The sequence below is a fragment of the Marinobacter sp. S0848L genome (assembly GCF_023016065.1).
In the GTDB taxonomy this organism is placed as follows: Bacteria; Pseudomonadota; Gammaproteobacteria; order Pseudomonadales; family Oleiphilaceae; genus Marinobacter.
In genome coordinates this window covers 35,840-50,755 of record NZ_JALKAQ010000006.1, presented here as the reverse complement: position 1 = coordinate 50,755, position 14,916 = coordinate 35,840, and the positions used below count along the sequence as shown (strand labels likewise).

Annotated in this window: 14 protein-coding genes; 5 read left to right on the top strand and 9 right to left on the bottom strand. The window is 54.8% G+C overall.

The window, feature by feature from the left end:
• The first annotated feature begins 44 nt into the window (after window positions 1-44).
• Entirely contained in the window at window positions 45-623 is a 579-nt protein-coding gene (locus MWU64_RS09375; protein ID WP_227537605.1) for a QsdR family transcriptional regulator, read from the top strand.
• A 94-nt stretch (window positions 624-717) separates the two neighbouring features.
• On the opposite strand, the gene MWU64_RS09370 is transcribed toward MWU64_RS09375, so the two are convergent.
• From MWU64_RS09370 to MWU64_RS09360, 3 genes are all read right to left on the bottom strand, one after another.
• Window positions 718-2,100 (bottom strand): sodium-dependent transporter, encoded by a 1,383-nt coding sequence (locus tag MWU64_RS09370; protein WP_247063749.1) that lies wholly within the window; start codon window positions 2,098-2,100, stop codon window positions 718-720.
• Window positions 2,101-2,270: 170 nt separating this feature from the next.
• On the bottom strand, window positions 2,271-3,845 hold the full coding sequence (locus tag MWU64_RS09365) for a PAS domain-containing methyl-accepting chemotaxis protein (RefSeq protein ID WP_247063747.1): 1,575 nt from the start codon (window positions 3,843-3,845) through the stop codon (window positions 2,271-2,273).
• An 87-nt stretch (window positions 3,846-3,932) separates the two neighbouring features.
• A complete protein-coding gene (locus MWU64_RS09360) occupies window positions 3,933-4,805 on the bottom strand; it encodes a carboxylate/amino acid/amine transporter (RefSeq protein ID WP_247063746.1) in 873 nt (290 codons plus the stop codon).
• A 171-nt stretch (window positions 4,806-4,976) separates the two neighbouring features.
• Here MWU64_RS09360 and MWU64_RS09355 point away from each other — a divergent pair, with 171 nt between their 5' ends.
• A complete protein-coding gene (locus MWU64_RS09355) occupies window positions 4,977-6,374 on the top strand; it encodes an MATE family efflux transporter (RefSeq protein WP_247063744.1) in 1,398 nt (465 codons plus the stop codon).
• A gap of 33 nt (window positions 6,375-6,407) precedes the next feature.
• On the opposite strand, the gene MWU64_RS09350 is transcribed toward MWU64_RS09355, so the two are convergent.
• The gene (locus MWU64_RS09350) at window positions 6,408-7,388 is read right to left on the bottom strand and encodes a GGDEF domain-containing protein (RefSeq protein WP_247063743.1); all 981 of its coding nucleotides are present in this window, start codon (window positions 7,386-7,388) and stop codon (window positions 6,408-6,410) included.
• Window positions 7,389-7,602: 214 nt separating this feature from the next.
• Between MWU64_RS09350 and MWU64_RS09345 the strand changes: the two genes are divergently transcribed.
• Window positions 7,603-8,730 carry an HD domain-containing phosphohydrolase gene (locus MWU64_RS09345; protein ID WP_247063742.1) on the top strand — a complete coding sequence of 376 codons (1,128 nt, stop codon included), beginning with the start codon at window positions 7,603-7,605 and terminating at the stop codon, window positions 8,728-8,730.
• A gap of 11 nt (window positions 8,731-8,741) precedes the next feature.
• Here the strand turns inward: MWU64_RS09345 and MWU64_RS09340 are convergent, their stop codons facing one another.
• The gene (locus MWU64_RS09340; protein WP_247063741.1) at window positions 8,742-9,173 is read right to left on the bottom strand and encodes a CBS domain-containing protein; all 432 of its coding nucleotides are present in this window, start codon (window positions 9,171-9,173) and stop codon (window positions 8,742-8,744) included.
• Between the two features lie 197 nt (window positions 9,174-9,370).
• Between MWU64_RS09340 and MWU64_RS09335 the strand changes: the two genes are divergently transcribed.
• Window positions 9,371-10,732, top strand: a complete 1,362-nt coding sequence (locus MWU64_RS09335) for a sodium:alanine symporter family protein (protein ID WP_247063740.1) — start codon at window positions 9,371-9,373, stop codon at window positions 10,730-10,732.
• Between the two features lie 178 nt (window positions 10,733-10,910).
• Window positions 10,911-11,564, top strand: coding sequence for a peroxiredoxin (locus tag MWU64_RS09330; protein ID WP_247063739.1), 654 nt, complete (start codon window positions 10,911-10,913; stop codon window positions 11,562-11,564).
• An 80-nt stretch (window positions 11,565-11,644) separates the two neighbouring features.
• Here MWU64_RS09330 and MWU64_RS09325 read toward each other — a convergent pair whose 3' ends face one another.
• The 4 genes from MWU64_RS09325 to MWU64_RS09310 all read right to left on the bottom strand — a co-directional run bounded on the left by MWU64_RS09325 (window position 11,645) and on the right by MWU64_RS09310 (window position 14,911).
• Window positions 11,645-12,427 carry a MetQ/NlpA family ABC transporter substrate-binding protein gene (locus MWU64_RS09325; protein WP_247063738.1) on the bottom strand — a complete coding sequence of 261 codons (783 nt, stop codon included), beginning with the start codon at window positions 12,425-12,427 and terminating at the stop codon, window positions 11,645-11,647.
• Between the two features lie 38 nt (window positions 12,428-12,465).
• Window positions 12,466-13,143 (bottom strand): methionine ABC transporter permease, encoded by a 678-nt coding sequence (locus MWU64_RS09320; RefSeq protein WP_247063737.1) that lies wholly within the window; start codon window positions 13,141-13,143, stop codon window positions 12,466-12,468.
• Window positions 13,143-14,150, bottom strand: coding sequence for a methionine ABC transporter ATP-binding protein (locus MWU64_RS09315; RefSeq protein ID WP_247063736.1), 1,008 nt, complete (start codon window positions 14,148-14,150; stop codon window positions 13,143-13,145). Before MWU64_RS09315 ends, MWU64_RS09320 begins: the two co-directional genes overlap by 1 nt.
• A gap of 152 nt (window positions 14,151-14,302) precedes the next feature.
• Window positions 14,303-14,911, bottom strand: a complete 609-nt coding sequence (locus tag MWU64_RS09310) for a hypothetical protein (protein WP_223134698.1) — start codon at window positions 14,909-14,911, stop codon at window positions 14,303-14,305.
• Window positions 14,912-14,916: the final 5 nt, after the last annotated feature.

Sequence of the window (14,916 nt, the reverse complement as noted above, 5' to 3'; positions counted from 1 at the left end):
CCTGCAACCGCTAGAATGAGAGCAAATCTGCCAAAGAGTTCAAAGTGACCGAATCAATCATCAAGACAACCCCGATCGATGCCTTCAAACGGGCTCGCAGAATGTGGTTAAAAGGGGAGAAGATCAGCCTTGCCGCCCTTGCCGATGACTTGGGTATCGGCCGGGCGACCTTGTTCCGTTGGGTCGGCAACCGTGACCTGCTGATCGGTGAGATTTTATGGTCACTCTACGAGCCTCTGTACAAAGAAGCTCGCGAGATAACGCCCGGGCATGGCGTTGATTACGTGGTGGGTGTGTTCCGTCATATCAACACCACGATTCTGCATTTTTCCCCCCTGCGGAAATTCCTGCATCAAGATCCGGAATACGCCTTGAAGATGCTCACCTCGTCGCATTCCACGCTGCACGCCCGAACCGTCGAAGTGAATACCCGCTTACTGAAGGATGAGATACGCACCGGGCACCTGACTCCGCCTATGAACATTCAGAGCTTGTCGTACTTCATGGTTCGCATCGCGGAGTCCTGTCTGTACAGTGACATTATCGGCGGCCGGGAACCGAGAGAAGACGAACTGGAAGACGCCTGCACAGCCGTACGGATTTTGCTCGGCGGAAAAGTCTAGCCCGCAGCGCACTCGAACCAACGTCATCTGAACAGGCACAAAAAACCCGGCGCTGAGAGCAGCGCCGGGTTTTCTTTTATCAGGCTTGTGCTTATTAACCAATCAGGTTGTAAACAAACACAATCACAACCGCGACCGGGGTGACATAACGGATCAGCACGTGCCAAAGCGTAAAGGCACTGCCTTCCATCACCAGATCAGACTGCAGGGTTTCCTTGGCTACAAACCAACCCACAAACAAGGCGGTCAGCAGGCCAGACAGCGGCAGCATGATGTTCGCGGTGAAATAGTCCAGCAGGTCGAACATGGTTTTGCCTTCGAACGCGGCAAACATACCCAGCGGCGTGACATCTGACCACACGTTCAGGGACAAAATGGACACAATGCCCAGTGCCCAACACGCGCCACCGGCCAGAACCGCGCTGGAAGTACGGCCCATTTCGGTCTTTTCCTCAACCCACTCGACCACCGGCTCCAGCAGAGAAATACCGGAGGTCCAGGCCGCAAACAGCAGAAGCACGAAGAACAGAGTGCCAAACAAGCCACCCATCGGCATGTTGCCGAAGGCAAGCGGCAGCGTCTGGAAAATCAGACCGGGACCCGCGCCCGCTTCCAGGCCGTTGGCAAACACCACGGGGAAGATGGCCAAACCGGCCAACAGGGCAACCACAGTGTCCATCAACGCAACGCTCACAGCGGTGCGGCCAATGGGCACATCTCGGCTCAGGTACGAGCCATACGCCATCATAATGGCCATACCCAAACTCAACGTGAAGAAGGCATGGCCAAGTGCGACCAGTACGCCTTTAACCGTTAACGCCTCAAAATTCGGGGTAAACAGGAAGCTGGCCGCCTCACCGAAATGGCCGGTTGTGGTTGCATAACCGACCACCACCAGCAACAACACAAACAAGGCTGGCATCAGAATAGTTACCGCACGTTCCAGACCGCCTTTCAGGCCGCGAGACACCACAAAGACCACCAGGGCCATAAACAAGGTGTGCCAAGCCAATAGCTGAACCGGGCTGGCTAAAAGATCGCCGAACAGCTTGCCAACGGTTTCAGCGGTGCCGCCGGTGAAATCGCCCATCGCCGAGTGGCCGATATAAGAGGCGGCCCAACCGCCGATCACAGAATAGAACGACAAAATGATAAACGCGGCCAACATGCCGATAATCGCGGACATGCGCCAGGCGGGAGACGCCAGGTTGCGCTCGGCCACTAAACGAAAGCTGGCGATCGGGTTGTGACGACCATTTCGGCCGATGAACACTTCCGCCATCATGATGGGGATACCGATGATGAAAATACAAAGCAGGTATACCAGTACAAAGGCACCGCCACCGTTCTCACCGGTTACATACGGGAACTTCCAGACGTTACCCAGGCCGACTGCTGACCCGGTCGCCGCCAGAATGAACGCAAGTCTTGACGACCAAAGTCCGCGTGAACCAGCTGCGGAGTTAGACTGTGTCATGTGTTTTTCTTCCTGTGCTTTTGGCTGAGGAAACTACTAATTATGCACGCCGGTGTAGGGAACTGGCGCAGTTGGTGCAGAATTCTGCCAGCACTGGCGACATGATGCCAGCGCTGGCCTGTTGAGGGGTGCCCGGAAGCTAGCGCTTATTCTTCCCAAGCTACCGATGGTTAACGGTTTTTATCGATAAAGCGGGTAACCAGGTCTTTCAAACCGTGAGCCATAGTACTCAGTTTGTCACTGCTGCTCCGGGCGGCTTCCGCCTGCTCATCACTCTGATCTGCCAAGCCTGCAATGTTTACGATCTGTTGATTAATTTCATCGGAAACCTGGCTCTGCTCTTCGAACGCCGCCGACATCGTAATGAAACTGTCAGAAATCGAATCAACGGAACTGACAATCGCATTGAGCGCGCCAACCGCGCCTTGCACTTTACTCAGGCCGTCACCTGCGATGGCCTCACCGGCCCGAACGGCTTCATTGGTTTCTTCGACCTGAGCCCGAAAACTTTCGATGACTTCCTGAATCTTCACCGTAGACTCTCGCGTGCGCTGCGCCAGCGAACGTACTTCGTCGGCCACCACGGCGAAGCCACGCCCTTGTTCTCCGGCTCGTGCCGCTTCAATCGCCGCATTGAGCGCCAACAGATTGGTTTGATCGGCGATGTCTGAAATCAAATTGGCAGCTTCTCCAATGGTTTGAGTGGACTCGCCCAAACGACTAACAGAGGCGCCAATACTGCCGACCCGATCAACTAATTGCTCGATAGCCGCCAGAGCTTCGGTACTGCGCGCACTGCCGTCATGGGCCAGACGATGCGCCTGCTCGGCTTCTTGGGCATTGTCGTTGACGGCCGAAGCCACTTCCTGAATGGAGGCGGTCATTTCGTTGATCGCTGACGCCGTCTGATCCGTTTCAGCGCGTTGACGAGCGATGGCCGCGGCGCCGTCCGTAATAAAGGTGTGTGATGCCTGCGCCTGAGCATTCAAATACTCAGCCTGATCATCAATTCTGGCCAGTGCCGTCCGCAAACGCGCTTCTTCGCTCACCAACACCAAAGCCAGCCTCGAAAAAAGTCCTTGTTCGTTGGAGTAAGTCTGAGCAATCAACGGATCCTGAAAGGCATCTTTTCGAAGGCCCAGGATATTTTTCAAACGTTTCGTCACCGACCCATACATCCAGGCAGCGGCCAAACCGTGACCCAGCGTTGCAACCACTGCAGCCCATGCAGGTGAAGTCAGCTGCAAAGCCAGCAACGTAAGCACCAGCGAGACAATGAACGGAGCGCCTGAGCGCAGCGTAGACATTATGCGGCTGATACGCGCCGATGGCCTCTGGCCTGCCGAAAGCCGTGAATACAGTTTTTGAGTCCGCTCAACCTGTTCCCGAGTGGTGGCGACACGCACCGATTCATAGCCGACCTTTTCGCCCGCTTCCCAGATAGGGGTGACGTAAGCACTGACCCAATAGTAACCACCACACTTGGTGCGATTTTTTACAACGCCCATCCAGGCTTTACCTGCCTTCAGGTAACTCCACATATTGGCAAACGTCGCTTCCGGCATGTCAGGGTGGCGAATCAAGTTATGTGGCTGGCCAATCAACTCGTCACGGGGGTAGCCGCTGATGGTTTCGAAATCATCGTTGCAGTAGGTGATCACGCCCCTGAGATTGGTGGCACTGATCAGACGCATTCCGTCGGCCACCTCTATTTCTTTATCAGTGACCGGTAGATTTTTACGCATAATAAAAGGAACCCCGAGATTTCGTAGATATGCTGCTAGCATAGCAGCCGCTGCGTGACGGCGAGGAAAGCCCTCGTTTTTCAGACATTAACTGGCCAACTGCATTCGCGCACGAGGGTGGTACCTTGCGTTCACCCAAAGTGAAAACGCAATTACAACGCCACCGAGTGCTAAACGAGCAAGATCCGCGTCGCGATTCCAGATCAATAAATTGACCAGCAACCCCGCGGGCACCAACACGTTGTTCATGACCGCCAACGTGCCAGCGTCTACCTCGCAAGCCCCGCGATTCCACAGATACAGGCCCAGACCGGATGCCGCCAGCCCCAACCAGGCAAGAATGCTCCATTGCAACGCAGTGGCCGGTAATTTGTCCGGGTTGCCAAAAATCAGGAACGACGGCAACGCAATGACCAGCGCGCCGAAAAAGAAGTAGCCAAAGGTGCGATAGCCCGGAAGATCCAACGTGTACTTGCGCATTACGTGTTTATAGCCGACCTGACCAGCCGCGAATGCGATGTTGGCCACCTGGAGCAACAAGAAGCCGGTAAGGAAGTCCTCACTCAGTCCATCGTAACGAATAATCCCGGCCCCCAGCGTGGCCACGCCCGCAGCCAACAAGGCAACCGGCGAGAAACGTCGGAAAAATGCATCGTCGATTAACGTGACGTACAAAGGCGTGAAGATGGTAAACAACAGAACTTCAGGCACAGATAGATAAGCAAACGACCGATACAGGCAAACGTAGGTGATGCCGAACTGCAACATGCCGGTCGCCATAATGCTCAGCTTCATACCGTTCGGCACACCGCGCCAACGGGTAAACGGCAAAAACACCAGAGAAGCCAACAGTACCCGGCTCAATACGGCAAAATCACTATCCACTTGTCCCGCAAGAAACTCGCCGATCAAACTAAACGAAAAGGCCCACAGGACCGTTACCAGAATCAAAAAAAACATATCGCGATACCTTAGAAGATCCGGGGCGGTACTTTACTCGTTTTAACCGCGTCCTGCAGCGTCCCAGACGGTGCAACTCCCTATACGCGCCGTTCGCGTGAATGCAGTAAGATTAGCCTTTGTTTTGGAACTTCCCGTTCTCACATTCCTGCAGCCAAAGCCCCAAGCATCATGGACGAGACTCACCAGCCGTTACCCGAAATCCGACAACCTTTAGTGAGCCGCACACTTACCGAATGGAAAACCCTGGCGTTGCTCGGTGGGCCCATCCTGATCGCGCAAGTGGCACAAATGGCTAACGGCGTCATCGACACCGTCATGGCAGGCCACGCCAGTGCTCAAGACTTGGCGGCCGTTGGTATCGGAAGCAGCCTATGGATGCCGTTGTTCTTGTTTTTCATGGGTTTGCTAGGCGCCCTACAGCCGATCATCTCCGGCTACAACGGTGCCCGTACCACCAGTAAAATCATGCCTGCAACCTGGCAAGGCATTTACATTGCATTGGGCGGCACCGTCATCATGGCGTTGCTTCTGACCAACGTGCATCCAGTTCTTGCCTTACTGAAAATGGATACCGATACGGCACTCATCACCCAAGGTTATCTGAATGCTTTTGCCTGGGGCATTCCAGCCATGCTGCTGATGAATGCGCTGCGAGGGCTCACGGACGGCTTGGGCCACACTCGGGTAATCATGATGTTCTCGGTGCTCAGCACCCTGATTAACCTGCCGCTTAATTACATTTTCATCTACGGCAAGCTTGGGCTCCCCGCCATGGGCGGTGTGGGTTGTGGCTGGGCCACTTCTTTATCAAACGGCATCGCGGCCATTGCTTTGCTGATCTACCTGAATCGCAGCAAAACCTTCAAACAGTTTCACCTATTGGCGGAACGGGTTAAGCCCAATATGGCGGGCATTCGTTACATTCTAAAGCTTGGCGTGCCTATCGGCTTTACCATCTTTGTCGAAGCCAGCATGTTTTCCGTCATCGCGCTGTTTCTGGCACCGCTGGGGCCTGTGATCGTCGCCGGCCACCAAATTGCCCTGAACGTTGTGTCGCTGCTGTTCATGCTACCGCTGAGCATCGGCATGGCCCTCACCTTAAGGGTGAGCTTCTTGATTGGCGCCAGGGCACCGGACAGCGCCCGGCTGATCTCGCGCAGTTCGCTGCTACTGGCTTCGGCCGTCGCTTTGGTGTTTGCAACATTGCTGTTCGTTTTTTCCGGCTCTATTGCGGCGCTTTATACCAACGACCCACAGGTACAAGCGGTGACCATTCGATTACTTTCGTTTGCCGCCATGTTCCAGATTGCTGACGTCATTCAGGTTACCTGCATCAGTGCTTTGAGGGGCTACAAAGACACCCGCGTGCCCATGCTGATCATGCTGTTTTCGTTTTGGGTGGTAGGGTTGCCGCTGGGATATGTGTTGACGTTTACCGACTGGATCGCACCTTCGCTTGGCGCTGCAGGGTTCTGGGTAGGTCTTACCGCCGGTTTAACGTCCGCCAGCGTATTCCTTGGATGGCGTTTGTTCCGCTATCAACCCAAGGCGGAGCCCGATGAATAACTGAGGAAAACGTAGCGGTAGCAGCGAATTTCTTCAGAATTCATCGCCATAGACCACCCTGTCACGACCGGATTCTTTCGCCCGATAGAGCGCGTGATCGGCTCTCGACAACCAGCTTGCGACACTCTCACCATGCCGCAACATGGCCACTCCAAAGGACGAGGTGACCGGGCCTCCTGGCCCTTTCAGCGACTTTCGTAATCCTTGCTGTAGATTAGAAACCACGATTTTCAGGTTGGTTTCATCCACACCGGGAAACAACACCACAAACTCTTCCCCGCCAAACCGGAACAGCTGGTCCGTTCGGCGGGTATTTTCCTCAATCAAACCGACCAAATCACGCAGAACGTTATCACCGACACCGTGACCATACTCGTCGTTAATTTTCTTGAAGTAATCAATATCCAGAATCACCAGTGCATAAGACAATCCGGTGCGCTCAGCATTGGCCGCCGCCAAATCCAGCTCCTGATCCATTGACCGGCGATTTTTCACGCCGGTCAATGGATCAATCGTCGCTAACTGCTCAAGGCGATCGCGCTGTTCTTGGTTGCGCATGGCAAATACGTAGGAACAGGCACTCACAATCGTGGTGCTGGCAAAGAATGTCCACATTTGCACGGACGACGTGAACACACTCTCAACCGTCATCATCGCCAGTACAGATGCCAGGTTCAATACGGCCGCCATTCGACTGGGCGCCAGGAAGAACGTTGTAACCAAGCAGGGATAGAGCCAGAACAAACCGACTTCGCCCACCAACAGACCTACCGCAACCGCACCGGAGCAGCACGCTATGGCTAGGAAAATACCGGAACGATAGGTGTCGTTCGTTAGCCAGGCGTAAACCAAGCTGCCGGCAAGCGCCACCAATATGCCGAGGTCAATGAAACCGGCGAGTAAGTTGCCATCCAGAAAGCGCATAATTGCAAACGGGGTGACACCAAGAATCGCACTGCCCGAGAGCAGCGTAACGATGGACAACCGGAAGTCATTTTTCAGGCGGTAGAGCATGCAGCGTAGTGACCGGCAAAAGGGGTGGAGAATCCAGAGCCTAGCGCACGCCCGGACGGTGGTCGCTAAGTGACTACGATTCTTAACAAATATGCATCGAAAGACACAATCTTGTCAGAAAGTATCCAGCAAAGCTGTCTACATTGTATTAGCAACCAGTATACGATCATAATAGAGGTATGTATCGCTTGACGGCACAAACAGGGATGTAAAATTGACTAGCTTGGTCCGCATTGCGCCTGGAGCGCTGGTTATCGGAAAACCTCTGCCATGGGATGTTTATGATGTGGACGGCAACGTGCTGTTACGGCAGGGCTACATTATTTACTCAGACGCTCAGGTCGAGCAACTGTATGAGCGGGGTCAATTCAAACCGATTGCATCCAGGCCACGCAGGCTCGAACAATACACTGACGAACGCCCCTGCAACCCCTTTGCCGAATACGGCGATTTACTCGCCACGCTCGAAGCGACCCTATCTGCAGTAACCTCACAGGCGCCGAGCGCAAAAAGTCGCCTACTTGGGGTCGCGCGTATGCTTGAGCGAATTTGCAAGCAGGCACCTGACGCAACGCTGGCACTGGTCCACTTGTACTCGGTCAACCCGAACATCTATGAACAGACGCTGTTCTACGGCATTCTTAGCCACTTCATCGCTCGTCAGTTTAATTTAGAGCACAAGCGCACTACGTCGCTGGTCGTCTCCGCTCTGACCGCCAACCTTGCCCTGATCCCCGTTGCCGACCAGTTAAATGCTTCAAACCACGTTTTAACCACCGAGCAACGCGCCGTCATTCGCAAGCATCCCGAACGGGCCGTAGAAGCGCTTCGAGCGGCCGGCATATCGAACACTCGCATGCTGCAATGCATCATACAGCATCACGAAAAAGCCGATGGTTCGGGCTATCCTGCCGGCCTGGCAGGTTCAGACATATTGCCGGAAGCGGAGATCTTGGCACTGTCAGAACGGTACGTTGCCATGATTACGAAACGCGCCTACCGAGACCGGATGAACGTTGTTGCGGCCCGAAAACTGCTCCACACCCTTAGCAACGACCAGTTTCGGCCTGCCATTCCGAAAGCCTTACTCGAGATACTGGGCGACTACCCCCCTGGGGTGCTGGTTCGCCTTGCGAACGATGAAATCGGTGTGGTGAAACAGCGACCTGAAGGCCATCAGGGAGCCGTTGTAAGCACCCTCATCAGCCCACGAGGACAACGCTATACTGGAACGTTCGAGCGGAACACCGATGAGCCCGAGTACGCTATTGTCCAGTTTGAAGAAACGGAAGTAATGCCATCCATGGATTTCAGTTTGATCTGGGGCTTCCGGAACTCGTAATCTCAAGCTTGCTAATCTTCAGCGTCCGCAAACCGTGACCGTTCCATGGTTTGGCCCGCTTTCGCCAACTGAGCCAATATGGCTGAACGGGTAACTACCCCGACCAATTTGCCGTTTTCGACCACTGGATAGACTTTTGGTTTGCCCGCGCCCAGATTCTGCGCCAAATCCACCACAGACGTATCCGGAGTCACCGTCACTGGATTGCGGAACATGACATCGTCTACGTTGGGCTCACCTTCGCTGTGATAATTACTGACCAACAGCGCGTGAATACAATCCTGTTCAGAGACAAACCCCAGTACTCGTCGCTGCGCATCCACCACAGGCAATCCGGTCACGTGGTTTTCCAACAGCGTTTTAACCACATTGGTCAGTGGCGCTCCGCACCGAATCGGTTCTATGTGGTTCCACATAACTTCAGAAACCTTCAATGAATGCATCGGCAACCCCCTTGATCGCGGTAAAGAATCTCTTTTCTGGCCGACAGACCTCTCTTTAAACATAGGCAATTCTTTGCGAAATAGGAAACCGTTACAGCCAAGCATTTCATAGGTGAAAATTATCAACTAAACTCAAGCAGTTATCTCTTAACACACCAAAGCCGCCGCACAATCCATCGGAAACACCGGGAGTCCTCATGGAAGCAATTTCTAACTTTGTAAGTGAAATCAACGGGTTGGTATGGGGGCCACCCATGTTGGTCATGATTTTGGGTGTCGGCTTATTCCTGAGTCTCGGCCTCAAACTCATGCCCATCATGAAGCTCGGCGCAGGTTTCCGCCTAATGTGGAACGGCCGGGCTCGCGGCGGTGACGACGAAGGGGATATTCCGCCATTTCAGGCACTGATGACCGCGCTGTCGGCGACCGTCGGCACAGGTAACATCGCCGGCGTGGCCACGGCGGTGTTTTTGGGTGGTCCCGGTGCGTTGTTCTGGATGTGGTTGACGGCGCTGGTGGGCATGGCGACCAAATATTCCGAAGCTGTGCTAGCCGTTCGGTTCCGAGAAGTGGATGAACGCGGCGCCCACGTGGGTGGCCCGATGTATTACATTCGCAACGGCTTGGGTAAAAAGTGGGCGTGGCTGGGTGTGCTGTTCGCCATTTTCGCCTCGGTCGCGGCGTTCGGCATTGGCAATACCGTGCAGGCAAACTCAGTCGCCGATGTGCTGGAAGTTAATTTCAGCATTCCTCACTGGGTTACCGGCTTGGTGCTGATGGTGCTGGTGGGCATGGTTCTGATCGGCGGCATCAAGCGCATCGGTCAGGTTGCCAGTGCGCTGGTCCCCTTCATGGCGGTGTCTTATGTGATGATCGGACTGGTGGTTCTCGCCATTAACGCTCATGAAATTCCCGCAGCATTCGATCTGATTTTCAGCTATGCCTTCAGTCCTGCGGCTGCCGAGGGTGGTTTTGCCGGCGCAGCTGTCTGGGCCGCCATTCGTTTTGGTGTTGCACGCGGCATCTTCTCCAACGAGGCAGGCTTGGGTTCTGCGCCCATCGCCCACGCAGCTGCGCAAACTAAAGACCCGGTTCGCCAGGGCATGGTGGCCATGCTTGGCACCTTCATCGACACCATCATTGTGTGCAGCATTACCGGCTTGGTGATTATCACGTCCGGCGTTTGGACATCGGGCGAAACGGGCGCCGCTTTGACCTCTCTGGCCTTCGAAACCGGCCTTCCGGGTCTGGGCAATTACATGGTGGCCATCGCACTGGCGATCTTTGCCTTTACCACTATTCTGGGTTGGTCTTTCTACGGTGAGCGCAGCATCGAATTCTTGTTCGGTGTAAAAGCGATTGTGCCTTATCGGATTGTCTGGATCATTGCGATCCCTGTGGGTGCCACCGTTAATCTTGGCTTCATCTGGCTGCTGGCCGATACTCTGAATGCGATGATGGCTCTGCCCAACCTGATCGCTCTGCTGCTACTCAGCCCGGTGGTATTCCGCCTAACCAAAGACTATTTTGATAAACAGATGAGCCCGGGGGCGCTCTGACTCATATCCGGAATCCGCCCTCAAGGAAGTGGGCGTTGCAGATGAGGTAGATCAAGCCCCCTTGCATTTACCCCCCTGCGGCTCCATGGTTACTTGTATACACTGGGTTATCCAGTTGGCAGCCACGAGCGCCGCCAAAAACCTCTGTTTTACAACAATGCGTGAAAGGAGACCGAGCATGAGTTTACGCCTAGGAGATACCGCACCGGATTTTGAACAGGAATCCAGTGCAGGCACTATCCGCTTCCACGAATGGTTAGGAGACAGCTGGGGTGTTCTGTTCTCGCACCCGGCCGATTTTACCCCTGTGTGCACAACCGAACTGGGTCTGACGGCTAAGCTGAAAGACAAGTTCGCCGAGCGCAACGTGAAAGCAATTGCCCTGAGTGTTGACCCGGTCGACTCTCACCATGATTGGATCAAAGACATCAACGAAACCCAAGGCTGCACGGTGAACTTCCCGATCATTGCAGACCAGGATCGCAAGGTTTCCGAGCTGTACGATATGATCCACCCCAATGCAGACAGCAGCCTGACGGTTCGCTCTCTGTTCGTGATTGACCCGAACAAAAAAGTCCGCCTGATCATCACGTACCCGGCATCTACCGGCCGGAACTTCAACGAAGTTCTGCGTGTGATCGACTCCCTGCAGCTGACCGACGACCACAAAGTGGCCACACCGGGCAACTGGGAACGGGGCGGTGATGTTGTAATCGTGCCCTCGCTTCAGGATGAAGACGAAATCAAACAGCGTTTCCCGAAAGGCTATAAGGCCGTTAAGTCTTACCTGCGGATGACGCCAGACCCCAAAACCAACTGGGGCGGTGATTAATCGCTACGGGTTATAAACGTAAAAAGGGCAGGTGAAACACCTGCCCTTTTTTGTATCAATGAGTTAGCAATCGCCGGTGCTTAGAAAGCCGGAACAACCGCGCCCTCATACTTTTCTTTGATGAAGTCTTTAACCGCATCGGATTTCAATGCGTTAGCCAACTTCTGCATGGCTTCGCTGTCTTTGTTGTCCGGACGCGCAACCAGGATGTTGACGTACGGAGACTCGGAGCCTTCAATGATCAGGGCGTCTTCAGACGGGTTCAGGCCTGCTTCCAACGCGTAGTTGGTATTGATCAGGGCAACGTCTACCTGATTCAGGATACGCGGCAGAGTGGCGGCTTCCAGCTCTTTGAAATCCAGATCTTTCGGGTTGTCGGCAATGTCACGCGGAGTGGCGGTGATTTTGCTTTCATCTTCCAACGTGATCAGACCGGCTTTCTGAAGCAGCAGCAAGGCACGGCCACCGTTGGTGGGGTCGTTCGGAATAGCCACAACCGCACCTTCTTCCAGATCGTCCAGAGACTCGATCTTGGTGGAATAGGCACCGAACGGCTCAACGTGCACGCCCGTTACGGTGACCAGGCTGGTGCCACGGCCATCATTGAATTCGTCCAGGTACGGCTGGTGCTGGAAAAAGTTCGCATCCATCCGCTTTTGGTCAACCTGAATGTTTGGCTGAACGTAGTCGGTGAACACTTTTACGTCCAGCTCGACACCTTGCTCCGCCAGCGTCGGCTTCACAAATTCCAGCAGCTCGGCGTGAGGTACCGGAGTCGCGGCTACCGACAGTGATTCTGCGGATACCGCGGTTGAGAAAGTCGCTGCGGCGGCCAAGGCCACCAGTGTTTTCTTCAGAATCATCTACACATGCTCCTACTTTAAAAGTTCATTATTCTTGATTACTTACGACTGAAATACAGCACCAGACGATCACCCGCCATTTGCAGCAACTGCACGAAAATCACCAGCAGAGCGACGGTAATGACCATCACATCGGTTTGGAAACGCTGGTAACCGAATCGAATGGCCAGATCGCCCAAACCACCACCACCGATGACACCAGACATAGCGGCATAAGAAACCAAGGTGATCGCTGTAACAGTAATACCCGCGATGATGCCCGGAAGTGCTTCAGGCAGCAAGGCACCGAATACGATCTGGCGGATGTTCGCGCCCATCGCCTGTGTGGCTTCGATAATGCCCCGGTCTACTTCCCGGAGTGACGTTTCAACCAAGCGGGCAAAGAAGGGCGCACCACCTGCCACCAACGGCGGGATCGCACCAGCCACACCCAGAGAGGTGCCGATCAGCATCACCGTGAACGGAATCATCACGATCAGCAGAATGATAAACGGCACCGACCGCAGCACGTTCACCACAAACGACAGCACCGCATAGGCCACCGGTTGTTCGAGCAACTGGCGCTTGCCGAAGAGGAACAGCAGCACACCTATCGGCAGGCCAATCAGTACGCTGAACAAGAGCGACATGCCCACCATCACCAGGGTGTCCCAGCTGGCGATACCAATCTCGGCCCAATCGACGTTGCCCATCAGGGTTTCCATTAAAGCTTCCATCAGCGCACCACCTCCACGTGTACATCTGCGGCTTCGAGGGCTTTCAAGGCCACCTCAACATCGCCGCCGATCAGAGAGAGGGTCAGCTGGCCATAGGGGGTGTCTTTGATGTGGTCGATACGACCGGACAAGATGCTGAAGTCAACGCCGGACTGTCGGGCCACCTTGCCCAGCAGAGGCTTGTAGGTTGACTCGCCCTTGAAGGTCAGGCGCAGAATCCGGCCATCCGCTTTTTGCAGGTTTTCCTGCAGCTCATCGCCGTCAATGCTCTCGCTTTCCAGTACAAAATCCCGGGTGGTCGGGTGTTGGGGGTGCAGAAACACTTCACTGACCGGACCCATTTCCACCACACGCCCGGCATCCATCACGGCAACCCGGTCGCACACCCGGCGTACCACGTCCATCTCGTGAGTAATCAGGACGATGGTCAGGCCCAGTTCTTTGTTGATATCCGCCAGCAATTTCAATACCGATTGGGTCGTTTGCGGGTCCAGTGCACTGGTCGCTTCGTCGCACAACAATACGGTCGGTCGGCAGGCCAGTGCCCGTGCTATGCCCACTCGCTGTTTCTGTCCGCCAGACAGCTGCGAAGGGTATTTGTTGGCGTGATCGCTCAAACTCACCCGTGCCAGCAGCTCTTCGACCCGTTCGCGAATCTCGGTTTTGCTATAGATACCGGCCAGCTTCATCGGAAAGGCGATGTTATCTGCAACCGTCTTCGAGGACAGCAGATTGAAATGCTGGAAGATCATTCCAACTTTGCGGCGAAAAGCACGCAGTTCCGCGGCGGAATAGCCGGTAATGTCTTCGCCTTCAATCAGAATGCGGCCACCGGATACCGGCTCGAGCTTATTAATCAGTCGAATCAGTGTCGATTTGCCTGCGCCGGAATGGCCGACAATGCCAAAAACTTCACCGGTTTCGATGGTCATACTGGTCGGGCGCAACGCGGGAATGTCCCGGCCACCCACCTGGTACGACTTCCTTACCTCGTCAAATACAATCATGGTCAGTGCCTTGGATAAGCGCTTTCGTCAAAGCGTCGTGGGGCAGAGTGAAAGCCGCCGATTATAACGTATTCGGCGGCCAAACCCGAACCACTGTCCAAGGGCCGTTTGTGGGTAGTTGCCCTTACCCGTAGCGTTAGGCGCTCACTCCATCAGTGCAGAGAGCGCAACTGCCGGGGATAAAGTGCGGCACTGACCTCCGGTTCTTCCAGCAGGTCTGCCAGCTCGCGATCGATCGCCGTTTCTTCGCCTTCATCAGGCAGAGGCTCGAACAATGTATTCAGCCATGCCGCAATGTTGGGAGCACTGTCTCGGTCGTAGTCGGACGATAACGCCTTGATGCGCCGGAAACCGATGATGCGCTGGTGCCGGGGATCTCTGATTTGCTCAAAACCTCGCCAATAGATGCGCTCCCGCGTGTGCAATTGCACAAACAAGGTGTCGATGGGGCCGGCGTCGTCTTCCGGGTGCTCTTCATCGTCAACCGCCGCTTCCACGGCTTGCTCTTCGGTGGGTTTACGCCGAACCGTTGTCCAGGCCGGGTACAGCACAGCGACCGCGTCGGCCTCTACGTGTTCTCGCGCAGCCCGCAGAATCAAACCCCAACGGGCCTTGTCGGCATCGGTCTCCAGAGATTGGATGGGTAGGTCATAGCTTTGGTCACTGGACAGCACGATCGCCATCATCGGGGCATCTAACTCCCCCATGGCTTCCGCCTGTGCTACGGATACCAGATCGTCGATTGCCATCGATTGGTTCATAAGAT